Origin of the sequence: Pseudoalteromonas sp. A601 (assembly GCF_002165575.1) — a bacterium.
GTDB lineage: Bacteria > Pseudomonadota > Gammaproteobacteria > Enterobacterales > Alteromonadaceae > Pseudoalteromonas.
Genome location: NZ_MXQF01000037.1, coordinates 19,657 through 45,388, shown reverse-complemented (window position 1 = coordinate 45,388; position 25,732 = coordinate 19,657). Strand labels below are relative to the sequence as shown.

Here is a 25,732-nt window from a genome sequence, read left to right as displayed (position 1 = left end):
ATTGCACTTATTATCCGAATCTAGGAAATAAAAAACTCACTAATAACGAATAAATTTTAAATTCACTTGTAAGCTACTAGACTGTTGATTATAGTCACCAATACATTCACGTGGTTTTAAGCTTAATGCCAGCAAAGATTTTTTCTAACGCAAAAATACTCATAGTTGAAGAGCAACCTCTTGCTCAAAGCTATATGAAGCAATCGCTCGAAAAGCTTGGCTTTCGGCAATTACGCTTTGCTGATCATGCGAATTCAGCAAAAGAGCAATGTTTAACCGAGCAATTTGATTTGATCGTTTGTTCATTTAATTTGAGTAAACATCAGGATGGCTACCAATTATACGAAGAGCTAAGAGTTAAAAAGTTAATTAAAAACTCCACTGGCTTTATTTTTATCTCTGCAGAAACCACAGGCTCTTTAGTACATAGCGTCCTTGAGCTGCAGCCTGATGACTTCCTTGTAAAACCATTCACTATTTACGAACTTAAAATACGAATTGAAAAAATCTTATTACGTAAAACTAACTTGCAAAAGGTTTATGATTTAATTGATGATGGGAATGATTCAAAAGCACTCAAGTTTATAAATACCGCGCTTGAACATAAGACCAGTGCTTATAGCGCTATTTTATTACGTTTAAAAGGTGATGTATTACTGCGGTTAAAACGCAGTGAAGAGGCTAAGAACTTTTTTAAGTCAGTTCTTGATATACAAAAATTTGCATGGGCAAAAGTTGGTTTAGTCGAAGCGCTTATCGCGAATAATGAGCATATATTAGCGCAACGTATGCTAAAAGCAATGCTTATTCGTCAAGAGACTCGACTAGTTGCACTTGATTTACTTGGCTCTTTGGAAATAAAACTAAACCAGTTTGAAATCGCTCAAGAGTTCCTCAGCGAAGCGGCCGAAATAGCGCCAAGAAACCTTAATCGTCAGAAAGCCTTAGGCCATGTTGCACAGCTCAATCATGATTACGAAAAAAATTATGCAACCCAAAAAGATATCGCTCAATTTGCCAAACATTCAATTCATGATCACCCTGATGTTTACTTGAATGCGGCCCGCGCTGGTATCGACTTTGCCCTAACGACAGATCAAAGTGATCAAATACAACGCATTACACGCCAAACTAATAAATATTTAAATGATCTGAAAGGGCAGTTTCCCAATAGCCAGAACCAAGCTCAAATCGATGTGCTTAATGCACGCTTACACTACCTAAAGGATGAGCATAAAAAAGCAAAAATGCTTATTGAGCAACTTGATGACGATACTCATATACGATCAATAGATGGCGCACTTGATAAAGCAAAGGCCTTTCACGAATTAGGCTTTCAAAATAAAGCACAAACACTGTTTAATAAAATAATCAGTCATTGTGAAACCCACCCGAATGTGAGTGATCCAGTCTATCTTCGTTATATTCAACAGCAACAAAGTGAACGCCGAGATATAATAATGGGCCCTAAAGAACTCAATAATCATGCTGTTACTCAGTTTAACCGAGGCCACCTAAATACTGCTCTAGAGGCATTCAGCCAAGCCTTTAGAATAATGCCTCGCAACGCAAGCATTGCACTAAACTTATTACAATGTTTATTCGATAGCACAAAGAACAATAGCCAAAGTCTTAATTTGATAATGGCTAAAAAGTGCTATGCTTTACTTGTAAAAACAAATCTAGACTCTGAGCAACAACAAAGATTTGATAAAATCACACAGCAAGCCAATACTATGGGCTTAGTATTAACGAATAATTAGTTACTACTCAATACAGGGAAATCTATTGAAATCCCTGATATCACCTATACCAAGTCTCAAAGTAACACTAATCACATGCAAAATGTCAGCCGGATCTAATTATTATGGATATGAAAATTCCGGTTATGGCTGGCTTAGAAGTAACTAAACAGTAACGGTTTGTTATAATTTTTTTAGTGCTAACGCGTTTACGCAATAGCGCAAACCGCTGGGCATTGGGCCATCAGGAAAAACATGACCTAAGTGAGCATCGCAGACGTTACAAACAGCTTCTATGCGTTGCATTCCATGACTGATATCACTGTTGTAGGCAATTGCATTTATTTGCGCGGGCTGAGTAAATGATGGCCAACCTGTGCCACTATCAAACTTTTCTCCGCCTTCAAATAACACATTATCACAACACACACAGGCATATTCACCCGGTTCGAACAAGGTGCAGCTATTTGAACTGTGTGGCCGCTCAGTGCCCTTATTACGAGTTACATAATAAGCTTCATCTGTTAATTGCGCGCGCCACTGCTCATCGTTTTTTATTACCCTGCTACTTGGCTCAGGATTACCATTGCTTGCAAAGCCTAAAATATCATTCCACGTCAACATAACTACCTCTTAAGAAAATGAACTGTTAGTCAATTATCATTGATTGTTTTTCTCGATCAGTTAGTAAAGAATTAAAATAAGTAACTAAGTCCGCTTTGCTACTTGGCAGGCTTGTTGAGAATACACACTCCCGATTAGCAAAAATAGACACAGAGTCTTCATAACACTTAATATGGTCGATGCTATCAATTGCAAGCCAATGTGGGCCAGCAGTACGGTCAAAAAAACCGGTAAGCGTAAAAAGTATTAACTGATGTTGATTCCTCTGTATCAGTTTATCTAAGCCATTACGTTCTCTAAACAAGGAGGTAAGACGATAACAACATGAACTAAATACAAAGACCCAAAGCGCAAGCAGTAACACAAACCATGGCTGCGCCAATAGTGGAGTGAAAATGCAAAGCAAAAATAATACACAACCAATAACAGCAACTATCAAGGCAAGTTGTCTATTAATTTTGTACATGCACAGCTCCTAATATTTACTTTGATTGAGCTTTATTTTCAGGCTCAGGCCAATCATTAAAAAATACAGTTAAATATCGGCTTTTAGCTAAGTATAATAGCACCCATAACACCACCACCATTTGCAATGCTAAATACATCGAAAATTGATAATAACTATGCGCAGCTTGGATAATCAACCAAGTTAAATCAAGCACCGCACATCCAAGTAAAGGCCAGCGCATAAAACGCCACAGTTTGGCTAGCCGTACTGCACTCTGAGCGTTTTTTTGCGGCCTGCGTAAACAAAACACCACCGCAGGGATAATGGCAACGGCACCGATTGCCAGTGCACTAAAAAAATCATGCTTTGAGCGAAAAACTAAAGACATAATATCTAATTCAGGACGGCGACTTAGCGCGGCGATTACCCAAATAAAATAAGCACGCAGAAGCACAAGCAAGCTTAAGTGAAATGCAATCGGCGTACGGTATGTACCATATTTATCCCAGTACTCTGGACCATAATAGCGCATTATAATTGGTTCTTCTTATCTGCAATCACACCTAATATGGCAAAAGCACATATCACCATAATACCTAACCACTGGCTACCAAACAGCATGAGTAATTGACTCAGCAAAGGAGTGACAAAAACCACTAGTAGACCAAAACCAAAGCCAGTCACCAACACAAATACAGCAACCCTTATGAAAAAGTGACGACGAGCAACAAAACGTTTAGTGACTTTGATAATGTCATTTGCATACAAAGATACAAGGCACACCACTAAGAGCAAGGCTATATTATACAAGTGAGGCCTTAGCCACTGACCAAAGCTCATGGCAAGGCTTGAGAGCATAACTAAAACACTATCCATTATGCTTTACCAACAGTGCAATTAAATCATCCTCGGTAAGAATATCTATGCCTAAATCTTGTGCTTTAGTCAGTTTTGAGCCTGCCTTTTCACCAGCAATAAGTGCATCGGTTTTTGCAGAGACACTCCCAGATACTTTAGCACCTAATGCTTGTAGTCGTGCTTTAGCATCGTTGCGGTTAAGCTCATTAAGAGTACCAGTCAACACATAAGTTAGCCCTACTAGTGGCTGAGAAGCTTCACTTGGGGGGGTTAACTCAGGCCAATGCACACCTTGCTCTATAAGCGCATTAACCACATCTGTATTGTGTGGCTCAGCAAAAAAGTTATTCACGTGTTTTGCCACTATTTCGCCTACATCATTTACTTCCACCAAAGCTTCGATGCTTGCTTGAGTTACTTTCTCGAGAGTTAAGAAATGCGTTGCTAAATTTTGCGCAGTGGCTTCACCTACTTCACGAATACCTAATGAATATAAAAACTTAGCTAATGTAGTTTGCTTTGCATCTAACAGTGCATTCACTAAGTTTTTGGCTGATTTGGGTCCCATTCGCTCAAGTGACTCAAAGTGCCCTTGTTTCAAAATAAATAAATCTGCAGGTGTTTTAACAAGCTCTCGGTCCACCAGCTGGTCAACAATCTTATCGCCAAGTCCATCAACATCAAGGGCTTTACGCGAGGCAAAGTGCTTTATTGCTTGTTTACGTTGCGCTTGACAGACCAAGCCACCAGTACAACGAGCAACGGCTTCACCTTCAATTTTTTCAACGTGAGAGTCACATATTGGACAGGTTATTGGAAACACGATGTCTTTCGCATCATCAGGGCGACGTTCAAGCACAACTTGAGTAATTTGTGGGATCACGTCACCAGCACGACGGATAATAACTGTATCACCCACTTTTACGCCTAATCGGGCAATTTCATCTCCATTATGCAATGTCGCGTTTGAGACAGTTACGCCACCAACAAAAACAGGCTCTAATCTAGCAACTGGCGTAATAGCCCCTGTGCGCCCAACCTGAAATTCAACATCGAGTAACTGGGTGATCTCTTCTTGAGCAGGGAACTTGTAGGCGATCGCCCAGCGTGGTGCACGTGCAACAAAGCCTAAACGCTCTTGCATGGCTTTGTTGTTGAGTTTAATAACTACGCCATCAATTTCATATTTTAAGCTGCTTCTACGCTCTAAGATATCTTGATAATAATCCAGAGCAGCTTTTTCACCTTCCACCAGCTTGGTCTCAGGACATAAGGGTAGCCCCCAATCAGTCAGCTTAGCCAGTTGTTGATAATGGTCGCTCGGTAACTCACCTTCAGTCACAACGCCAATACTGTAGGCATAAAACATCAGTGGTCGCTTTGCCGTTATTTTTGAATCGAGTTGGCGTAGACTACCTGCGGCGGCATTACGGGGATTAACAAATACTTTTTCGCCCCTTTTTTCAGCCTCTGCATTAAGTTTGTCAAAACCTGCGCTATCCATAAATACTTCACCACGGATCTCGATTTCTCGCGGGTAATCATCACCTCGTAATTTCAGCGGGACGTTACGAATTGTTTTCACATTTTGGGTGATGTTTTCTCCCGTTTGCCCATCTCCTCGGGTTGCTGCCTGCACGAGCACACCATCACGGTATAAAATAGAAACCGCCAAGCCATCAAGCTTTGGCTCACAACAAAAAGTAAGCTCACTTTTATCCATTAAGCGCTCTTTTACACGGCGGTTAAACGCGGCAAACTCAGCTTCGCTAAAGGCATTATCAAGCGATAGCATAGGCACCTGATGGGCGACTTGCTCAAATTTAGCAAGCGCAGCCCCACCGACTTTCTGCGTTGGAGAGTCGGCAGTTAAATATTCTGGGTTAGCCGTTTCTAACGCACTTAATTCACGTAATAGGCGATCGTATTCAGCATCTGGAATAGATGGGTTATCGAGCACATAATAATCGTAATTATGATCTTCTAATTGCTGACGAAGCGCGCTAATTTGCGTTAAAACTGGAGTAGACATACAGGCCTCTAAAACATAAAAAAGCCACTTAAACGAGTTATCGCCTAGTGGCTTAAAAAATTCTTAATTAATTAACTTTGTTTGGTTACTGCTCACGCGCAGAAGCTTCTCACTTTTTCTACATACTCACGTACACTATCAACGGTCATTTCTTCACGTTGTGAGTCTAAAATGGTAGCACCAAACTCATCTGCAAGCTTTTTCGCAGCACTATGAAGCATATTAAATGCAGCTAGACCATCACCATCACATGGTAAGGTCATAAATAGGCTGATCCCTGCAGTACTAAACTGTTCCATATTATCAATATCAAACGTACCTGGGTTGTACATATTAACTAAGCGAAATAGTACAGGGCCAAGACCTGCTGGGTCTAAATGACGATTAAAGAAACCTTCCTCTGAATATTTAAAACCAAGCGTATTAACCGCTGGTAATAATTTACTGCCTTCCATCACCATGCCTTCAGGCATTTGAATGTGCACAATAATAAAGTCAGCTGCGGGAGCCGCAGATTCACTTTCTGCTTTGGGCTCTTCAAGCTCTTCTGGCGTTTGCTCAACGCTCTGCTGTGGCTCATGCTGTTCATCTGCTGCAGAGAAACTAAGATCACCAAACTGGGGCTCATCACGTTCAGCTGAACGCTCTTGAATCGGCTCTGCCGCTGTTTGTTGTACAGGGGCTTGTTCAGTAGGTTCAACTCGCTCATCAGCGGTTGTCGCAGGCTCATCTTTTTTACGAACTGACCATAGGCCATGTATTAATAATCCACCAATGACAATTACACTGATAATGATTAAAACCCATCTTAATTGCTCGGCCATCCCCTCACCTTTTATTATTTGATTTGCCAAAAATTGTATTATGCATGTGCCATTTGCACCGCTTGTTCAATATCAACTGCCACCATGCGTGATACGCCTGGCTCAGCCATTGTAACACCAGTCAATCGCCCTGCCATTTCCATGGCAATTTTATTATGACTAATGTAGATAAATTGCACCGATTGTGACATTTCTTCCACTAAACGGCAAAACCTGCCAACATTCGCATCATCAAGTGGTGCATCTACTTCATCCAGCATACAGAAAGGAGCTGGATTGAGCCTGAATATTGAAAACACTAATGATAATGCGGTCAGCGCTTTTTCTCCACCACTTAAAAGGTGAATTGTTGAATTTTTCTTGCCCGGAGGCCTTGCCATTATACTAACACCACTTTCGAGTAAATCATCACTGGTTAATTCAAGGTATGCGCTACCGCCACCAAATACTTTAGGGAATAACTCACCGAAGTCTTGATTGACTTGATCAAACGTTGCTTTAAAGCGCGTTTTTGTTTCTCTATCAATTTTGTGAATTGCCCCTTCAAGGCTTGAGAGTGCATTGGTTAAATCATCTAATTGTTGTTCTAAATATTCGCTGCGCTGCTTAGCTTGTTCATATTCATCGATTGCCGCTAAATTTACCGCACCTAAACCCGTTACCTCCTGCACAACTCGGTTTAGTTGCGCTTGCACCCCCGATAAGCTGGCTGACTCAGGTAATTGCTCTAATACAGTTTTTAAATTCTGCTCAAGTTCAGTTAATGGCTCTAATGCGGCTTGTGCCTTTACAAGCAAACTTTGCTCTTCGAGTGCCAGCGTTTGCAGTGTCTCCTGCAACATTGTTAATTCACTTTGCGACGACTTCAGTACTGTTTGTTTATCTAATAGTGCCGCTTTAGCATCTGCTAACTGCTCATTGAGTTTACTTAATTCTTCTTCGCCTTGCTGGTGCTGTTCAAGCAATAATAAAATTTGTTCCGCGCTTTGTTCAAGCGGAATCACTAACTCTTCAATTTGGCAGCTGAGCTCTGATACAGCTTCACTGGCACTGTCATACGCAGTAAGTGCATGCTGAAGTTTAGTTTCACTTAATTGGGATTCACTACGAGCTTTTTGTTCAGCAAGATGCGCTTGATGAGCTTGAGTTTTATACTGCTCAAATACCGCATTGTGTTGGGTGTATTCGTTATCGCATGCTTGCTGATGTTGTTGTGCGTGTGTAAGTTGCGCTGCTAACTGCTGCTTTTGCTGCGCTAAACTATCAATAAGCTGTTGTTGATGCGCAATAGCTTGCGTTACGGATTGTTGTTCAGCAGTTAGTTGCTGGCGTTTTTCAGTTAGCTTTTGTTGTTGAGTGCGCCACTGTGTTAATTGCTCTTTAAGCATATCGCGCCGGGTACTCGCTGACGCTATTTTTTGTGCAAGTTGATGCACCGCTTCTTTTAAATTATCTCCTTGAGTTAATAACTCGCGGTGTTTAACTTCATTCTCTGTGACGTCAGCATGCTTTGCTTGTCGTTGCTCCTGCAATGAGGTTGCCCACTCTTTTGCATCTTTTAGCTGCTTATGTTTGAGTAATAATGAACTTTCTTCATCGCCTTGATTGCTTAGCTGCCAATTACGTCCATAGATTGTGCCATCCCTATCGATAGCCGCAAGCCAAAACTCATCACTGAATAAAGCCTGATCAAAATTATCTTGAACAGCAATTCGCTCTAATAAATCAGGGTAGACGCCATGCTCGATTAGCGCGGCAACAGAGTCAGTTTTGGCTTTATACGTACTTGGCCAAACACTATTGTTAGCCCTATCCGAGCTTACAGTTAAGTGCGTTAATCCTAAAAGCGCTTGCTCTACAATTTGTTCACAACCAGACTGCACACTAAGTTGGGCTAATAAATTAGCGTTACTTTCACTTGTTTGATCTGCCAGCATACTGGTTAAACCGGCAATTTGGGCTTTATTTTCATTAACCTCTTGTGTCACATTTTGCAGTACTGCTTGGCTTGTTGTTAATCTTTCATGCGCACTTTGTGTCGCCTGCTTAACGGTGTTTAACGCACTTTGCTTTGCCGCTAACTCTTTGGTTAGAGACTGCATTAACGCTTGCTGCTGCTCTAATTGTTGGGCAATTGCGTTGTCTGCTAGATCTTTTCCCTGTTGCTCAATATCAGCAATTTGTGTATCGAGGTATTGTAAACTTTGCTGCTGCTGTGTTTGTGTATTGCACTGTTTATTATAGTTATTTTCTAACGTTTGACACTGTTCTTTCAGTGCTTGCCACTGTTCATTAGCGTGTTGCTTTTGCTGTTGTGATTGTTCAACTTCCTGTGCAATCTGCTCTACTTGCTCATCACAAATAAGTGTGTGTTCAATTGCATGCTGTAGTGCTTGTGCGAGCTCATCGGTATGCCCTTGCTGCTGTAATTGCAGTTCCTGGTTTTGCAGTTGCAGGCTTTGTTGTTTAATTAAATTTTGGCTCAGGGTTTGATGTTGTTGTTTTAAGCTAATTTGCTGTTGTTCAATTCGGGTTAGCTGAGTATGCGTATTATGTTGTGCATGTTGCGCATCACTGAGATGTTGCTGCTGTTGTTCTACTTTAACTTCTAAGCTCGCCAGTACATCATCATGGCCTGAGTTCGCTTGCTTAAAAAAATCAATTTGTTCATTTAATTTAGCGATCTGTTGATTTTTATCAACTTGTTGCTGATGCAGTTTTTGCCATTTTAAAACCGCAATTTGTCCCTTAAGTGCACGCTCTTGGCTCTTTAGCTCGCGATACTTTTTCGCATTAATTGATTGCACAGCCAATTTATCAACTTGTGTTTGCAACTCTTGGCGAACATCAAGTAAACGTTCTAAATTCTCTCGCGTGCTCTTGATCCGAGTTTGCGTTTCTCGACGACGCTCTTTGTACTTTGAAACACCTGCGGCTTCTTCAAGAAATATTCGTAAATCAGCAGGTTTACTCTCAATTAAGCGTGAGATCATCCCCTGCTCAATAATTGCGTAGCTACGTGGGCCAAGCCCAGTGCCTAAAAATATGTCGGTAATATCACGTTTTCGACACTTACTGCCATTTAAAAAATACAATGATTGGCCATCACGCGTTACTAAACGCTTTATAGCAACTTGGTTACGATCGGCAAAAGTATTAGGAAGCTGGCCTTGAGTATTATCAAAAATCAGTTCGACAGAAGCTTGGGAGACAGGTTTTCGATTAGTTGAGCCATTAAAAATAACATCAGTCATGGCATCGCCACGCAAATTTTTAGCCGAGCTTTCACCTAATACCCAACGCACCGCATCAATGACATTTGATTTGCCACAGCCGTTAGGGCCAACGACACACGTCATTTGATCAGGGAACGGAATTTTAGTGGGCTCTACAAAGGATTTAAAGCCCGCTAATTTTATGGTGCTCAAACGCATCTATTTGGTTTACCGATTGTTATTATTATTTACTAAGTACTAATCTAACCTATTTTGAGACAAAAGGTTAAGCTTGGCGTTTAAAGTTATCTAAAATAATACCTGTAGCCATAGCAACATTTAATGACTCCGCAGCACCAAATGCCGGAATCGTAATTTTATTGCTTACTAACGCTGCGCATTCACTGCGAATGCCGTGTGACTCACTACCCATAAGTAACACACCTGATTGCGATAATTCTGCTTTGTGTAAATTCTCACCTTCTAAAAATGCACCATAGATTGGTAAGTTTAATGCAGATAAATAAGCAGGTAACTCAACTTGGCTAACTGCAACGCGCACGAATGACCCCATTGTGGCACTGATTGTTTTTGGATTGTATGGGTCTGCACTATCAATACTTGTCACTATGTGCTTTATACCATACCAATCGGCAACACGAATAATGGTGCCTAAATTTCCGGGATCTGAAACCCCATCGAGGGCTAAAATTAACCCTTCTGTGTTGGGTAGTTCTACTGTTGGCATTGCTACAACTGCAATTGCCGCATTGTTGGAAACTAAAGTACTGGCTTTTGTTAAGCTCTCTTCATCAGCCTCAATCAGAGTGATTTTATTAAACTGAGTCTGATACTGACTAATAAATGCAGGTGTGGCAAATACATCTACAACCGCTAAATCACTTGCTAATAACTCAAGTACATTTTTCTCACCCTGTACAAGGTATTGATTATACTGCTTTCGGTACTTTTTTTGACCTAATGCACGAATTAACTTGAGTTGGTTTTTTGAAATCATAACAGCCTCATAAAATGACGCCGTGAGTATAGCAGATCTAACCAATAATTCTAAAACTGATAACTCATACTTCGCTATAAACTAAAGATAATCAATGAGTACTGTTAATTGTGATTGATTAAAACGTAATTTTTTAGTAAGTTTTTGGACCTAACATAAGGAATTGGAATAATAATGGAACCCACCACTGTTCAAAACGAATCAACCGCAAACGAATCAAACCGAATTATATTTCAAGGGCGAGTACAATTTGGTGGCCAAGCCAGCGAGTTTTTTGGTATTTGGTCGGTAAATATTTTACTCAGTATTCTAACCCTTGGTATTTATTCTGCTTGGGCTAAAGTACGTACTTATCGTTATTTTTATAGCAATACGAAAATAGACGGCCACAGCTTTGATTACTTAGCAACGCCCATGCAAATTTTAAAAGGTCGTATTTTAGCAATCGTTGTATTTATTATTTATAGCCTAGTTGTACAATTTTTACCTGTTATTGGTCTGTTATTCGCCCTTGGCTTTTTATTTTCAATGCCATGGATCATCAATCAAGGACTGCGCTTTAATATGCGTATGACCCGTCATCGTAATGTACGCTTTGCGTTTTCAGGAAATTACGGTGATGCATTAATTAATTTTGTTCTACTACCTATAGCAAGTGTATTCACGTTATACTTATTACTGCCTTATGCACTCAAACGTATTGACCAATATTTACATGAAAACATCAGTTACGGTAATAAACCGATTAATGTCAACCTTGAAGGCGCCACCTATTACATGGCGGCATTAATCACCATTGGTGTTGCGATTGGCGGCTTAGTTATATTTGGCATTTTTGCAGGTTCAGTCGGTGCAGCTATGAGTTTAACCAGCTTTGATGTTGATAATTTTAATATCTCTACATTAATCTTCCCTCTGATGATTGTGGCACTTTATGTGGCTTTTCTAACAATTTTACGCGGCGTGTATGTGTCGATAATTCGTAACCATATTTTTAATAGCAGTGAATTTGAAGACGTTGCTAGCTTTAAATCTGACTTAAAACCAGCTGATTACGCACTAGTGTTGTTTACCAATGCACTGGCTATTATTTTTACCTTAGGGCTAGCTTATCCTTGGGCAAAAATACGCAGAGCACGATTACTTGCTGCGGCCACTGAAGTAACGATTTACGCAGGCGCACTTGATATTATTGATACCGCAGAAGAGCAACAATCATCGTTTGCTGAAGAAGCGGCAAATGTGTTTGATATTGATATATCGCTTACTTGATGAGTAAACATCATATTAAAGGCTGCTATTACTACCCTAATAGCAGCCAACACCAACACTGCTTTGCAACAATCAATAAGAGCCAAATACAGCTTATTGATACGCAGCAAAATGCGCTTTTATCTACATTTATTACTGACTGCCAAATAGATAGCCCGCTTCGTGGTGTTGCTTCAGAATTAAGCTTTGCTGAAGGCGGCCGCTTTGTTCCTGACGATATTAACCATCGCTGGGCATTTACGCATAAAAAAACGGGTATGAGTGAACGCCTCGAAAAATCTAAGCCACTCATAGTTGCCTCAATCATTTTAATACCTTTATTACTATGGTTTATTTTATATCGCGGGATCCCCGCTATCGCTGTGTACAGTGTTGGTTTAGCTTCTCCAGCTACCATAGAGGCAATGGGCGAGCAAACCCTCAACGTGATTGAAAAAGTAGCATTAGCACCGACTCAATTACCTGATGAAACTCAAAATGATATACAACTGACATGGCTGCAAATGCTCGATAAACTACATTTAGATAGTGCTAGGTATAGATTATCTTTTTACCAATCAGATTATTTTTCTGCTAATGCGTTCGCGTTACCCCATGGCCGAGTGATTGTTACCGATGAGTTAGTCATTTTTCTCAAAGATAAACCGGATGCATTGCGGGCAATTTTACTTCATGAAATAGGCCATGTTGAGTACCACCATGGCATTCGATTAGCGGCGCAAGCAACTGCCAGCACCATAGTGTTAGCGATTATTTTTGGTGACTTAGAAGGGATCACTGAAGTCGTACTTGGGTCCAGCTCTTCTTTTTTGCAGCAAGCATTTTCACGAGATATGGAACGAGAGGCCGATAAATACGCTATCGAGAAACTAATTACTTTAGGTTACTCTAACCATGATTTTGCCGATGCCATACAGGCACTGCAAAAAAAATTAGATGAGCAAACACAACTTGATAAGTCTTGGCTTAAATATTTATCTACACATCCTAGTTCTCAAGAACGCATTGATTTTGCGAGGCAGTACACACCACAATGACACCTGAGTTAACATTAATCACCTTGGTTATTACCGTAATCGCACTAGGTTATGGGGTTATTTACCCGCGCTTTGCTGGCAATGACTTTGTAAAAGTATCAAGCCAAGACTTGTTCGCGACAACCATTACATTAATCGTTGCGGGGAGTCTTTATTATGATTCTGGCATTGAGTTTAGCTGGTTAATCTTTAAGGTTAATTGGTTTTGGTTCACGTTTTTAACCTATGTCCTCATCGAAGTTCCTGTATGTTTGGCTTATGCAAAAAAACATAATATGAAGTTCAAGTAAATTATGTAAAAAGCGCCTACATGGCGCTTTTATTAAAGTGCTCAATCAGTACTTATGTTTTAACGTCCATAAATGCAGTAATTCATTAGCAATGGTCGCTGCTGCAATGGCGGTGAGTTCACTTTGATCGTACGACGGCGACACTTCTACAACATCCATTCCCACCATATTTATGCCTTTGAGTGCGCGTAATATTTTCAGCACTTTATCACTGCTTAGCCCGCCACAAACAGGTGTGCCAGTTCCTGGTGCAAATGCGGGATCTAAACAATCAATATCAAAGGTAACATACACAGGTAATTCCCCCACCCGCGCTAAAATTTGCTCAGCAATGGTTTGCGCCGATAAGTCATTCGCAGCCATCGCATCAATGACAGCAAATTCATGCTTGCTTTGATCAAAATCAGTACGAATACCAATTTGAATACTGTGCTCTACCTCTATCAGCCCCTCCATTGGGGCATGATAAAACATAGTACCGTGATCATAATGCGAGCCATTACTATAAGTATCTGTATGCGCATCAAAATGCACTAAAGCCATTTTGCCAAAGCGTTTAGCGTGGGCGCGAAGTAAAGGCAAAGTAACAAAGTGATCCCCCCCAAGGCCAAGCAATGTTTTACCCTGACGTAAAATTTGCTCCGCGGCTAATTCAAGCTGGGCGGTAAAATACTCAGGGTCGCCAACTGGGTAGGTAAAATCCCCAGCATCGACTAATTTTAAACGCTCAAACAAAGGAAACGTCCACGGGTATTTTGTTTCTTCCCACGCTAAATGCACCGATGCACGACGAATTGCATCAGGCCCTAAACGTGCACCAGGGCGACCCGACGTCGCCAAGTCAAACGGTAAACCAAGCACCACCAGATCTGCATTAATGTCGGTGATATTTTGCACCATGGGCTGGCGTAAAAACGTCATGCCATTGGAGTACAGTGAGTGATCGGTATGATCAAACAAGGTCGTCATATTAAAGCTCTTCTAAATAAGTATAACCGTCTAAACCTGCTTTTAATTCAGCAAGCACACTTTGCTGCTCGCTTGCAGGTAATTTACCGGCCACCAGCTGCGCATAAGAAGACTGAAAGCCTTCAACATCCAAGTGAACATAACGCATCATGTCTGCCACAGTGTCACCTTGGTTAATTTCTACAATACGGGCATCGCCTTGCTCATTCATCGTGATCATCGCACTGTGGGTATCACCAAATAAGTTATGCATATCACCTAAAATTTCTTGGTAGGCCCCTACCAAAAAGAAGCCCATTAAGTACGGTTTTTCAGCACTAAACTCCGGCACCGGTAGCGTGCTTTCAATGCCTTGACCATCAACATAGTGATCAAGTGCGCCGTCAGAATCACAAGTTATATCAAGCAACACCGCGCGCTTTTTCGGTGCTTCAGTCAAACCACTTAATGGTAATACCGGAAATACTTGATCAATTCCCCACGCATCAGGTAGCGACTGAAACAATGAAAAATTAACAAAAAACTTATCTGCTAATCGTGCATTAAGCTCATCAATAATGGGCCGGTGAAAACGGTTTTTATTATCCATATGCTTGTTAAGTTCATAACATACACGTAAGTTAATTTGCTCAGCCCACGCACGCTGAGTTAAATCTAATAACCCCATTGCAAATTGGTTATGCGCCTCAGCTAAATCACCTTGGCTATCGTGATAAATCTCAATTAATGCACGGTCATCAGTCAACACATGTAATTGCAGCCACGATTGCCACATATTTTTCAGTAATAACGGTGCGTCATCATCCGGTGCTTGAATGTCCTCTGGCACATAGCTTTCGGTGCCAATTACATTTGAAATAAGTACCGCATGGTGCGCGGTGAGTGCACGCCCCGACTCCGAGATAATTGTCGGAAATGGCTGCTCATACTGCTTACAAATATCGCCAATGGTATACACGATATTATTGGCATACTCACCTAAGCTGTAATTCATTGAGTTATGTGATTGGCTCCGTGTGCCGTCATAATCAACCGCCAAGCCACCGCCAACATCTAGGCAGTCAATTTGTGCGCCTAATTTTCGCAGTTCACAATAAAAACGCGCCGCTTCACTCACGCCTAAACGAACATCACGAATATTGGCCATTTGCGAGCCTAGGTGAAAATGTACTAACTGCACTAAATCAAGTTGGTCAGATTCTTTTAATTTATTTACCACATGCAATACTTGTGATGCCGATAAACCAAACTTTGATTTTTCGCCGCCACTGGCTTGCCATTTGCCTTTACCTTGCGACGCTAGACGCACACGAATACCAATGCGTGGTTTTACATTAAGCTCTTTAGCTTGGCTGAGTACCATGTCCAGCTCTGAGAGCTTTTCTAGCACGATATACACTTTGTGACCGAGCTTTTCGCCAATCAATGCAAGGCGCACGTACTCTTTATCTTTGTAGCCATTACATACAATCACAGCGCTGGTTTTTTCTGCCAATGCTAGTACCGTTAATAGCTCAGGCTTACTACCCGCTTCAAGGCCTAGTTGTTTCTTTTCAATATTTGCTTGGCTTGCGACTATCTCTTCAACCACTTCACGCTGTTGATTTACTTTTATTGGGTAAACCAGTAAGTAATCTTTCGGGTAACCGTAGCCTTCTATTGCAGTATTAAATGCTGCACATAAGCTATGAACGCGATGATGCAATATCTGCGGAAAACGCACCAAAGCAGGCAAACTCAATCCTTTATCTTCAAGTTGTTTGGCAATATCAATTAATGCAATGGTTTGCTCTGGGGCATCTGCCCTCGGCGCAACATACACATCACCTTGATCATTAATACCAAAAAAACCTTGGCTCCAATGACGAACATTGTAACTCGTGCGAGCTTGTTCAAGTGATGTTGTATCTTTCATTTATCTTTCTCTCTTATTTAATGGTGCCGACATCATTGTCGGCGAATTGCGCGCATTAAAAGAAAAAAAGACTATTGTGTCCAACAAGTATTTTTACTCGTAACGAGTGATATTTAACATCTTGGATTCACTGGGAGGATTAGGAGAGTGTTTGGTGCTTAATAAAGTATAAGCACCATAATAAAACCATAAAAAATCTACTGATTTAGGCCAAGTTCCATAAATAAACTTTGAGGGTTTTCACTGTAATTGCCAAATGGTCCGCAAGATTTAAACCCTAAGTTTTCATATAAGCTAATTGATTTTTTTTGTTTTGGGCCTGTTTCCAAACGAATTAAAGGAATTTGCTCTTCCCCTGCATGGTGCAACAGAATTTGCATAATACGACGAGACAAACCTTTACCACGATAGCTAGGTTTTACATATAAGCGGCGTATTTCGCCATAAGGAGGAGTGTCAAATTGCATAACAATAGCACCGCAGGCAACAATGCCATCCTCGTTTTTTAAGCCTATTGCATACACATTATCTAAGCTTAATTCATCTAAGGTAAGAGACTGCGCAGTCGCAACTGGGTACAAGGAGCAAATAAGTCGGTCGATATCGGTAAAAACATTAATCACATCCTGGTCATTGGGGTTTAAATCGACTAACTGCATAGAACATCTCAATTTTATATTAAAAATTTGTTGTCAAACTATACCGAATTGTAACAAATGAACAACCTTGTTCGGCCTGTTTTTTACTACTTTAAACTTATAACCTAAAAATATTACCTTAATATGGTCGTATAATGTTCAGGCATAATCAAAAAACTTTCGATGCTCTATACCTGCTAAGTTAGCATTCACTTTATTTGGGTGTTTATACTCACGCCAGTTGGCGACATTACGGCCAACATTCAATTTCGAAAAGTTAGCCTTCCCGTGTATGGGCAAACCTAAAAATTGTTTTAATGTTAAAAGGCTTCCAGGCTCGCTAACATCAATTGTTAAAAAGTCATCTCGGTCTTTAAAATATTCGAATACCTCTTGTTGATGCCCAAGAAAATAGCGAGTCAGGGTTGCTGTACATAACGGATGAATATCTGGAAAGGTCATATGAAAGCTTCGCTTGAGGACTGGGCTAAAATGCCCATTAGTTAACTCTAAATGCGGTGCCATTTTTTCAAGTAACATGGTGATTGACGGAAGCCACTTTTCTAAATCACGGCTTAAATACACAAATTTTGAGTTTGGGAATAATTTATCTAAATGCATATAATCACTAAAACAAGGAGCATCTGATATTGCATCTGCCACTTCAAACGCTTTTTTAGTAAAAGCGGTATGCGCTACTTTTAAACCCAACTCTAATAAAGCGACGCTAATACTGGTTGTACCGGTTCGTGGTAAACCAATAATAAAGATTTTAGACATGCTCATTGCTCAAAATGATGGGCCATTAGTATATCGGGATCCTCGAGATAAACCTACTAAACACTAATATTTGCACATATTTAAACCCAATATAGCGATTTTAAGTATTTTTAAAATTCCAGGTCATTAAAACCCACTTCTTCTCCTGAATTTCTAAAGAAAAAACACTTTGTTACTTAAAAACGCTGTTCAATAAAACTGAGCAATTTATACTGCGCTTAATGATAAAAATGATCCGAGGTATTTAACGTGCAGTTTACTCAAGGTATGGAGTATTTTTTTTCCGGTTTTAAGTTGATCACTCAAAAAGGTCTCAAGCGTTTTGTATTTATTCCTTTATTAATCAATATTGCGCTATTTGGTAGCTCACTGTTTTTTTTATACGGCTGGCTAACTGAAGGGTTTACTTATTTAAATAATATGCTGCCTAGCTGGTTAAGCTGGCTTGAGTGGTTAATGTGGCCTATTGCTATATTAGTCATTCTATTTAGTTACAGTATGCTGTTTAGCGTAATCACTAACTTTATCGCCGCGCCCTTTAATGGCTTACTCAGTGAAAAAGTAGAGCTTTATTTAACGGGTCAAAAAATTAACGATGACGGCTTCACTGATTTAATCAAAGATGTCCCCCGCATGTTAGGCCGCGAGTGGACCAAGCTGTGTTATTACCTACCCCGCGCGATTGGTTTCTTTATTTTATTATGGGTATTGCCTGTGATCGGCCAAGTACTATGGGTGTTGTTTACATGCTGGATGTATGCGGTGCAATATAAAGACTATGCATTTGATAACCACAAAATTTGTTTTAAACAGATGAAACAAGATTTAAAACAAAAGCAGGGCTTATCATATGGTTTTGGTTTAGCTGTTATGCTGCTTACTGCAATTCCAATCGTTAATTTAATTGTGATGCCTGTGGCTGTTTGCGGGGCAACACGTTTATGGGTAGACCAATACCGTCCTAAATACCGCTAATAGCATGACTCACAGGGGACATTAAAGTCCCCCTCCGTTTTTACACCAAAACTTGGCGTGTATTAGCAATAAAGTGGTGTACTTCACGTTCTATTTTTATGTCTACAGGCTTTTCTGGCTTACGGTCATTCGGGCAAGGCATTCTGGGAGTGGTACCAAATAAGCGGCAAATCAATGGGCGCTCATCATAGACAGTGCAGCCTTTTGGGCCAAGATGTACACAATTAAATTCATTTAACGCCGCTTCATGCTCTGCATCTGTTTTTACTGGTAATCGAGACATTTCTTCAGATGAAGTTGTCACGGGCCCACAGCAGTCATGGCAGCCTTCAACACATTCAAACTGTGGTATATTAGCGCGCAAGCGCAAAATAACTTTTTGGTTTTTATACATCAATTTTTACCTTTATTTAGCCAGTATTCATGCCGCACTAAAATTAATTAGCTATATAGGCTTTGCGGCACTTTTGTCACGTTCAGGTGTACTGTGATCTCTTCTCTGTCATGATATAAATGCTTAGCTTGTAGCTCATAGTTAATACCATATTTATCAAGCTCCTCCCTTATCATGGTTAAACACTCGTAAACACTGTCAAAGCGTTTTTTCATGGGGAGTTTTAAGTTAAAAATAAGCTCTTTAGCATACGCATTCACAGCCCAATCAATCATCAAGTTTGTTACTTTTGTTGGCTTTTCTACCATGTCACACACGAGCCATTGAATGTTGCGCTTTTCTGGGCGGTATTTAAAACCATCAACACGAAAATGTTTAACTTGGCCTGTTTCCATTAAATCATCATTCATTGGACCGTTATCAATCGCGCTGACAAACATGCCACGGCGTACTAATTGATATGTCCAACCGCCTGGGCATGCGCCCAAATCTACGCCGCGCATGCCTGCTTGTACCCGTGACTCAACTTCATTAGGCGGTATAAATACATTAAATGCTTCATCAAGCTTTAACGTTGAGCGACTCGGTGCATCACTTGGCATACGCAAGCGCAAAATGCCCATAAAGAATGGTGAATTATTGTAGCTATACGAATGACCCACATAAGCGGTGTTATTAGTTAAGAACATAACGTGCATAACTGGACGGTTAGCTTTAGGCTCACGTAACACGGTGTTTTGTTTTTCTAATGCTTTTTTGAGCGGTGTAGATATTTTTTTGCAGAACGTTAATAGCTCTTTGCCTTCATTAGTATCAGGGGTTTCTACACGCAGCTCTGAACACAGCGGAAAATCTGCTGCTGCGGTTTTAATTTCACCAACCCGGTCTTCAACGGGCATATTCTCAAGTAACGTTCCTGCAAACCATTGGCGCGCAAACACCATGTTTTTAAAATCAACTTTTTTTATGATCTCGTCACTGTGTGATGCTTCAAAGCACTCATAAACCACATAACCTGTGTTGGGTTTGGCTTTCACATAACCGGCAAAACCTTGCTCGGCAGCATGAAAAGTTATTTCTGCTGCGGCATCATTTTCAAACCCACTACGACAATAAATCACTACGCTTGACATAAAAACCCTTAAATTGCGCATTCTGCGCGATATTCTTTATTAAAATTTAAACCGTGCAACTTGCACTAAAATAATCAACCAGCCAACAATAAAACACAGTCCGCCTAAAGGGGTAATTGGCCCAAGCCACTTTTGCCCAGTCATTGCGAGTAAATATAAACTCCCGCTAAATAGTAAGATACCCGCAATAAAAAACCAGCCAGCGACGGTTAAATTTAAGCCCCACTTTATCAAAATAGCAACTGCAATAAGCGCAAGACCATGGACCATTTGATACTCAGCAGCGGTTTTAAACACGCCGATAGCATATTCAGAAACCCGACTTTTTAAACCATGGGCGGCAAATGCGCCAAGTACAACTGATAACATACAAAACACACTACCCGCCATTAAAAATAATTTAATCATCTGCTTTACCTTTAATTCAACTAACAATGCTGCTTAATAAATTTATTTGCGTGCTCTGCTGCTCGCTGTAAATTTTCCTCAAGCGTCGTGCCACTTTTTTTACGGGGCTTTAAAGAATGATCGCCATCCGCTAACCAGACAAATTCAGGGCGTTTATCGAGCGTGAGCACATTTAACTCTTCACGAGTGCCAAATGTATCTCGCTCACCTTGGAGCACCAAAAACGGGCAGGGGATTTGGCCAAAATGCTCAATACGCAACTTCTCGGGCTTACCCGGAGGATGAAATGGATAGCCGAAAGCCAACACACCGTTAATTTTTTTATTTGTTTCACACGCCAGCATAGAGGCCATTCTTCCCCCCATTGACTTACCACCAATAAATAATGGCAATGTTGGCTCTGTTTGTTCAATTACTTGGGCAAAATAAGCAAGTAATTTGGGAGCTCGCTCAGGCGGTCTGCGCTTATTCGTTTGTTTGGCGATTTGCATATATTCAAAATCAAAGAGCCCTACATTAATACCCTGTTCGGCTAGCAAATCTGCCATTTGTTGCATAAATTCAGAGTCACTGCCTGCACCTGCACCATGGGCAAAAATAAACTGTGCGTGGGCAGGCTGTTTTGCTTTTATCCATTGTATTGTCATGTTAAAACTCTTGTTCTTGCTCGACTAAATCAAGCATCCACTCTTTAAAGGAGACTATTTTACCCAGCTCTGATTGTGATTCACGATTCACCAAGTAGTAGGCATTTTTACTTTCTAGGCTATGGCTAAAGGGGATCACCAAACGTCCTGCGTCAATATCTGGTTTTGCTAAAACACTGTTACCAATTGCAACGCCTTGACCATGCACCGCAGCTTGGAGCACCATAGAAGAGTGACTAAAGATAGGCCCTTGGTTCACTTGTACATTACGTACACCGGCGGTTTTCATCCAGGTCTTCCAGTTTTTTCGCGTAGTATCATGCAACAATGTGTGATTAGCTAAATCGCTTGGTTGATCAAGAGGTTTAGGCCCTGTTAGCAACATAGGACTACATAAGGGCACCAGGTATTCGGTGTGTAGTTTATGTGTTTGCACCCCACTCCAATGACCACGGCCATAATAAATAGCCACATCAACATCATCAGAGAGCGAATTTTCGTCTTGATCTTGCGCCTTTATTCGTACATCAATCTCAGGGTGTAACTCATTAAATAAACTAAGTCTTGGTACTAACCACTGAATTGCAAAACTCGGGGTTAGGCTTACCGTTAGGGAGCCTTTCGCACCTCGCGCTAGCAGTTTTTCTGTCGCATCGATTAACTGGGTAAAGATTTCTTTTATATCTAAAAAGTAACCCTGTCCTTCCTCGGTCAATAATAACGAGCGGTTTTTACGCAAAAACAGCTTTAAACCAAGGTGTTCTTCAAGTGTTTTAATTTGATGGCTCACTGCTGCCTGAGTGACATAAAGCTCTTCAGCTGCTTTGGTGAAACTCAAATGACGAGCAGCTGCTTCAAATGCTTTTAGGGCATTCAATGGCGGGACGCGACGAGACATATTAACCACTCTTAGAATTAGTTTTTCTTATGAGTAGATTATATACCCATGCCAAGGATGTGTATATTCGAGACATAAAAAAAGCGACTTTATAAGCCGCTTTGTTTATCAAATCTTGTAATTATAAATCGCTGGCACTGGTATCCAGTGGTGCAAAGCTTTTAATTAAATCATCAACTGCTTTCATTTGGCTCAAGTAGCCTTCTAGTTTACTCAGTGCAAGGGCACAAGGTCCATCGCATTTTGCTTCATTAGGATTAGGGTGAGCTTCAATAAATAACCCAGCTAGCCCTAATGCCATGCCGCTGCGTGCAAGTTCAGCGGCTTGTGCGCGACGCCCATCTGCTGAATCAGCACGCCCTCCTGGGCGCTGTAACGCGTGCGTTGCGTCAAAGATAACAGGAGCCATTGGCTTCATGTCATCCATACCAAGCATATCAACAACTAGGTTGTTATATCCAAAGCTAGAGCCTCGCTCACATAGTGCAACATTATTATTGCCAGCCTCATTGAACTTAGTAATGATATGGCGCATTTCATGAGGTGCTAAAAACTGTGGTTTTTTCACATTAATTACAGCACCTGTTTTTGCCATTGCAACAACAAGGTCAGTTTGACGAGCTAAAAATGCAGGCAACTGTATCACGTCAACAACTTCAGCTACCGGTGCGGCTTGATGCGGCTCATGTACATCGGTGATTAAAGGTACGTTAAAGGTTTTTTTAATTTCCTCAAAAATCTTTAGTCCTTCTTCCATACCTGGACCGCGATAAGAGTTGATTGACGAGCGGTTTGCTTTATCAAACGACGCCTTAAATACATACGGTATATTCAATTTTCTGGTCACTTCTACATAGTGCTCAGCAATGCGCATGGCTAAATCACGCGACTCTAATACGTTCATACCACCGAACAATACAAACGGTTTGTCGTTTGCAAGTTCAATGTCATTAATTTTAATTAAATGATTGTTCATCGTTAGTCCTTAAGGTGCAACTGCTTGCATCATTAATCCACAAATATAAGCCATATAAGTGCCCACCCCGTAGCCCATTACCGCTAATAATACACCCACTGGCGCAAGTGATGGGTGAAACGCCGATGCAACCACAGGTGCTGATGCGGCTCCGCCAACATTGGCTTGTGAGCCCACGGCCATATAAAACAAGGGGGCTTTAATAATTTTAGCTACAATCAGCATCAAGCTTGCATGAGTTAACATCCAAATTAAGCCGATAACAAAATACATAGGCGATTCAAGAATAGCTGTAATATTCATGTGTAAACCAATTGAGGCAACTAAAATGTATAAAAAGCTCGACGCCACTTTAGATGCACCAAATGATTCAATATGGCGTACTTTAGTAAAAGATAAACTAATACCTATGGTTGTTGAGATAACAATTAACCAGAAAAATTTACTATTTAAGCTGTACTCTTGTGCCCACGGGAAGTTAGCGCCAAAGAAAGGGCCTAAAAAGTCAGCACAAAAATGGGCAAGTCCCGTAATACCAAATGCAATAGCAATAATCGTCATATAATCGTTAAGTGTAGGCATACGTGCATGTTCTGCATGATACTTCTCTACACGATTTTTTAAGTCTTCAATTGCACTGGTATCAGCACCCGTTTTAGCGTCAATCGCTTTATGGTTAGCAGCCATTAATAATAATACCGCCATCCATAAGTTTGCCACAATGACATCCACCGTAACCATAGCAGAGAATATATCGCCGCCAACATCAAACATTTCTTTCATCGAGGCTTGATTTGCACCGCCGCCAATCCAACTGCCTGCGATAGTCGTCATTCCGCGCCAAACAGCATCAGGACCGTGACCACCTACCGCATCAGGGTAAACTGCACTCATTACAAGTATGGCTAAAGGCCCACCGATAACAATACCCACCGTGCCTGTTAAAAACATGATAAGGGCTTTAGGACCTAAATTTATAATTGCTTTTAAATCAATACTGATTGTCAGTAAAATTAAGCACGCTGGTAATAAGTAGCGCGATGCAACGTAATACACGTTAGAAGAATGGCCATCAACAATACCAAAGGTATTCAGTAGCGAGGGTAAAAAGTAGCATAGTAATAATGCAGGGACATATTTGTAAAACTTTTTTAGTGCACTATTTTCGCTGTGCGATGTTTTAAAAATAAAGCCGAGAATTACAGCGAGTAAACCAAATACAACAGCATCATTGGTGATCAATGCAGTATGGGTGTCAGCCATGTTAATTCCTTAAAATTTTAGTGGTGAGTTTTATTATTATCTTCGAGTTCTTCAATCTGGTGTTGAATAATTTCAATGGCAGGATCGTCTGGGCATTCATCTATAAAAAATTGCAGATCATCACGTGCCATTTTTGGGCAATCTAATTGATTAAGAAGATATCCGCGGTCTCTGCGTTCATAGGGATCGTCACCCAACATTTCCATCAGCATTTCTACACATGTTAAAGCATGACCAAATTTATTTTCGCTTATAAATGCCCACTTCTGCTGGGCTAAATAAAGCTTATAAACATCCTCATCAAAGATGAGCTCTAACGGCTCTTGCTCGTCACCATTTTCTTCACTGGCATTTTCAGGAATGATATACCAACTTTGCTGACCTGAACTTGGCTCGAGTACATAACCTTCTTCGTCGCTTATGGCAACATGGACGTTAACGTCGTTATTAGAAATACACACGCTAGCATCATAATCCGCATGCTGTAATAAGTGACATAACAAAATACCTAAGGTTGTTGGTGAACCGCTACGCATAGCCAATGTATAGGTAAAGCTATTTAAGGTGTATTCAGGCACTTTCAAGCTGGATACACTAAACATCCACTTGGTGTAAAACATATCAAGCAGAGTATCAAGGCGGTCATGAATATCGTCTTGTTGTTGACACAGCTCAGTAATTTGGTTTTCAAATTCACTCAGAGTAGCAAAACTTTGGCTTAGGTGAGCCTGTGGATCCCATTTAGCTTCTGCGCTTATACAACGATACAAAGCTGCGGGAACAAATGCATCATAATTTTCATCTTGATAGGTTTCGTTTTCATCTTCAAACCAAGGTGTGGTCATTAATACTGCAACATCTGTTATTAATACGAAGAGTTAGTTTACCTAGTTTTTAGCCCAGTTACCAACGCGTTTACAGCCCAAAGGTATGAAGATATACCGATGAGCTGGTTTTACTGCCTATTTTATTAAAGTAGGATCGCTGTTTTTGTCACAGCTAGCTTACCTATTAACGCAATAACAGCGGTGGTTACTACTAAGAAGGCTAATTTCGCTGGCAATGCTTTTTGTTTACTCGCAATAATGCCAAAGGCAATATACGCAACAACCAAAATTATTTTCTCTAATAACCACATTTGTTCAAGTGGGTTTATTTTGGCAATGGCCATTAATGTAATTGCTGAGATAAGCAAGAATGTGTCTGTTACGTGGCTACCAATAAATACCACTTTATTTTTAGCAATGGCACCACTGCCAATACGTGAGAAAGATCGTACATAAAATAAAAGTATACTTAAAACGGCGATTGCCATATGTGTGTGTTTTACTGCTAAATAATCCATATTGCCCTATCTTAGTTTATAAAAAATGACG

The 25,732-nt window shown here is 40.6% G+C and carries 26 protein-coding genes; 5 read left to right on the top strand and 21 right to left on the bottom strand.

Annotation, left to right across the window (positions count from 1 at the left end; genetic code table 11):
- Positions 1-125: 125 nt before the first annotated feature.
- Positions 126-1,763: a tetratricopeptide repeat-containing response regulator gene (locus B5G52_RS19335; protein WP_087534266.1), complete on the top strand. Its 1,638-nt coding sequence runs from the start codon at positions 126-128 to the stop codon at positions 1,761-1,763.
- 162 nt (positions 1,764-1,925) lie between these two features.
- Here the strand turns inward: B5G52_RS19335 and msrB are convergent, their stop codons facing one another.
- From msrB to B5G52_RS19295, 8 genes are all read right to left on the bottom strand, one after another.
- The gene (gene msrB, locus B5G52_RS19330; RefSeq protein ID WP_087534265.1) at positions 1,926-2,366 is read right to left on the bottom strand and encodes a peptide-methionine (R)-S-oxide reductase MsrB; all 441 of its coding nucleotides are present in this window, start codon (positions 2,364-2,366) and stop codon (positions 1,926-1,928) included.
- 25 nt (positions 2,367-2,391) lie between these two features.
- Positions 2,392-2,832: a hypothetical protein gene (locus B5G52_RS19325; protein ID WP_087534264.1), complete on the bottom strand. Its 441-nt coding sequence runs from the start codon at positions 2,830-2,832 to the stop codon at positions 2,392-2,394.
- Positions 2,833-2,848: 16 nt separating this feature from the next.
- Positions 2,849-3,346: a DUF2919 domain-containing protein gene (locus B5G52_RS19320; RefSeq protein ID WP_087534263.1), complete on the bottom strand. Its 498-nt coding sequence runs from the start codon at positions 3,344-3,346 to the stop codon at positions 2,849-2,851.
- Positions 3,346-3,690, bottom strand: coding sequence for a DUF3392 family protein (locus B5G52_RS19315; RefSeq protein ID WP_087534262.1), 345 nt, complete (start codon positions 3,688-3,690; stop codon positions 3,346-3,348). The genes B5G52_RS19320 and B5G52_RS19315 overlap by 1 nt, the downstream gene beginning before the upstream one ends.
- Positions 3,683-5,704, bottom strand: coding sequence for an NAD-dependent DNA ligase LigA (ligA, locus tag B5G52_RS19310; protein ID WP_087534261.1), 2,022 nt, complete (start codon positions 5,702-5,704; stop codon positions 3,683-3,685). Before ligA ends, B5G52_RS19315 begins: the two co-directional genes overlap by 8 nt.
- A gap of 92 nt (positions 5,705-5,796) precedes the next feature.
- Complete coding sequence (gene zipA / locus B5G52_RS19305; RefSeq protein WP_087534260.1) at positions 5,797-6,528, bottom strand: cell division protein ZipA; 732 nt, start codon at positions 6,526-6,528, stop codon at positions 5,797-5,799.
- Between the two features lie 38 nt (positions 6,529-6,566).
- The gene (locus B5G52_RS19300) at positions 6,567-9,962 is read right to left on the bottom strand and encodes a chromosome segregation SMC family protein (RefSeq protein WP_087534259.1); all 3,396 of its coding nucleotides are present in this window, start codon (positions 9,960-9,962) and stop codon (positions 6,567-6,569) included.
- 67 nt (positions 9,963-10,029) lie between these two features.
- Entirely contained in the window at positions 10,030-10,761 is a 732-nt protein-coding gene (locus tag B5G52_RS19295; protein WP_087534258.1) for an RNA methyltransferase, read from the bottom strand.
- 174 nt (positions 10,762-10,935) lie between these two features.
- Between B5G52_RS19295 and B5G52_RS19290 the strand changes: the two genes are divergently transcribed.
- The 3 genes from B5G52_RS19290 to B5G52_RS19280 are packed head-to-tail and all read left to right on the top strand — an operon-like array spanning position 10,936 to position 13,360.
- A complete protein-coding gene (locus B5G52_RS19290) occupies positions 10,936-12,033 on the top strand; it encodes a YjgN family protein (RefSeq protein ID WP_087534257.1) in 1,098 nt (365 codons plus the stop codon).
- Complete coding sequence (locus B5G52_RS19285; protein WP_087534256.1) at positions 12,033-13,070, top strand: M48 family metallopeptidase; 1,038 nt, start codon at positions 12,033-12,035, stop codon at positions 13,068-13,070. Before B5G52_RS19290 ends, B5G52_RS19285 begins: the two co-directional genes overlap by 1 nt.
- On the top strand, positions 13,067-13,360 hold the full coding sequence (locus tag B5G52_RS19280) for a hypothetical protein (RefSeq protein WP_087534255.1): 294 nt from the start codon (positions 13,067-13,069) through the stop codon (positions 13,358-13,360). The genes B5G52_RS19285 and B5G52_RS19280 overlap by 4 nt, the downstream gene beginning before the upstream one ends.
- A gap of 45 nt (positions 13,361-13,405) precedes the next feature.
- On the opposite strand, the gene speB is transcribed toward B5G52_RS19280, so the two are convergent.
- The 4 genes from speB to B5G52_RS19260 form a co-directional block, all read right to left on the bottom strand.
- The gene (gene speB, locus B5G52_RS19275; RefSeq protein ID WP_087534254.1) at positions 13,406-14,329 is read right to left on the bottom strand and encodes an agmatinase; all 924 of its coding nucleotides are present in this window, start codon (positions 14,327-14,329) and stop codon (positions 13,406-13,408) included.
- 1 nt (position 14,330) lies between these two features.
- Complete coding sequence (gene speA / locus B5G52_RS19270; RefSeq protein ID WP_087534253.1) at positions 14,331-16,244, bottom strand: biosynthetic arginine decarboxylase; 1,914 nt, start codon at positions 16,242-16,244, stop codon at positions 14,331-14,333.
- Between the two features lie 197 nt (positions 16,245-16,441).
- A complete protein-coding gene (locus B5G52_RS19265; protein WP_087534252.1) occupies positions 16,442-16,903 on the bottom strand; it encodes a GNAT family N-acetyltransferase in 462 nt (153 codons plus the stop codon).
- A 138-nt stretch (positions 16,904-17,041) separates the two neighbouring features.
- Positions 17,042-17,662, bottom strand: a complete 621-nt coding sequence (locus B5G52_RS19260) for a sulfotransferase (protein ID WP_176372590.1) — start codon at positions 17,660-17,662, stop codon at positions 17,042-17,044.
- 249 nt (positions 17,663-17,911) lie between these two features.
- Here B5G52_RS19260 and cysZ point away from each other — a divergent pair, with 249 nt between their 5' ends.
- Positions 17,912-18,637 (top strand): sulfate transporter CysZ, encoded by a 726-nt coding sequence (gene cysZ, locus B5G52_RS19255; RefSeq protein WP_087534251.1) that lies wholly within the window; start codon positions 17,912-17,914, stop codon positions 18,635-18,637.
- A 40-nt stretch (positions 18,638-18,677) separates the two neighbouring features.
- On the opposite strand, the gene B5G52_RS19250 is transcribed toward cysZ, so the two are convergent.
- The 9 genes from B5G52_RS19250 to B5G52_RS19210 all read right to left on the bottom strand — a co-directional run bounded on the left by B5G52_RS19250 (position 18,678) and on the right by B5G52_RS19210 (position 25,701).
- The gene (locus B5G52_RS19250) at positions 18,678-19,031 is read right to left on the bottom strand and encodes a YkgJ family cysteine cluster protein (RefSeq protein WP_087534250.1); all 354 of its coding nucleotides are present in this window, start codon (positions 19,029-19,031) and stop codon (positions 18,678-18,680) included.
- Between the two features lie 47 nt (positions 19,032-19,078).
- The gene (gene rlmM / locus B5G52_RS19245; protein WP_087534249.1) at positions 19,079-20,164 is read right to left on the bottom strand and encodes a 23S rRNA (cytidine(2498)-2'-O)-methyltransferase RlmM; all 1,086 of its coding nucleotides are present in this window, start codon (positions 20,162-20,164) and stop codon (positions 19,079-19,081) included.
- A gap of 39 nt (positions 20,165-20,203) precedes the next feature.
- Positions 20,204-20,572: a DUF423 domain-containing protein gene (locus B5G52_RS19240; protein ID WP_176372589.1), complete on the bottom strand. Its 369-nt coding sequence runs from the start codon at positions 20,570-20,572 to the stop codon at positions 20,204-20,206.
- A 20-nt stretch (positions 20,573-20,592) separates the two neighbouring features.
- Positions 20,593-21,219, bottom strand: a complete 627-nt coding sequence (locus B5G52_RS19235) for an alpha/beta family hydrolase (protein WP_087534248.1) — start codon at positions 21,217-21,219, stop codon at positions 20,593-20,595.
- A gap of 1 nt (position 21,220) precedes the next feature.
- The gene (locus tag B5G52_RS19230; RefSeq protein ID WP_087534247.1) at positions 21,221-22,117 is read right to left on the bottom strand and encodes a transcriptional regulator GcvA; all 897 of its coding nucleotides are present in this window, start codon (positions 22,115-22,117) and stop codon (positions 21,221-21,223) included.
- A 121-nt stretch (positions 22,118-22,238) separates the two neighbouring features.
- A complete protein-coding gene (gene kdsA / locus B5G52_RS19225; protein WP_087534246.1) occupies positions 22,239-23,093 on the bottom strand; it encodes a 3-deoxy-8-phosphooctulonate synthase in 855 nt (284 codons plus the stop codon).
- 9 nt (positions 23,094-23,102) lie between these two features.
- Positions 23,103-24,356 (bottom strand): DUF819 domain-containing protein, encoded by a 1,254-nt coding sequence (locus tag B5G52_RS19220; protein WP_087534245.1) that lies wholly within the window; start codon positions 24,354-24,356, stop codon positions 23,103-23,105.
- A 17-nt stretch (positions 24,357-24,373) separates the two neighbouring features.
- Positions 24,374-25,201 carry a tetratricopeptide repeat protein gene (locus B5G52_RS19215; protein ID WP_087534244.1) on the bottom strand — a complete coding sequence of 276 codons (828 nt, stop codon included), beginning with the start codon at positions 25,199-25,201 and terminating at the stop codon, positions 24,374-24,376.
- 125 nt (positions 25,202-25,326) lie between these two features.
- The gene (locus B5G52_RS19210; protein ID WP_087534243.1) at positions 25,327-25,701 is read right to left on the bottom strand and encodes a SirB2 family protein; all 375 of its coding nucleotides are present in this window, start codon (positions 25,699-25,701) and stop codon (positions 25,327-25,329) included.
- Between the last annotated feature and the right edge of the window lie 31 nt (positions 25,702-25,732).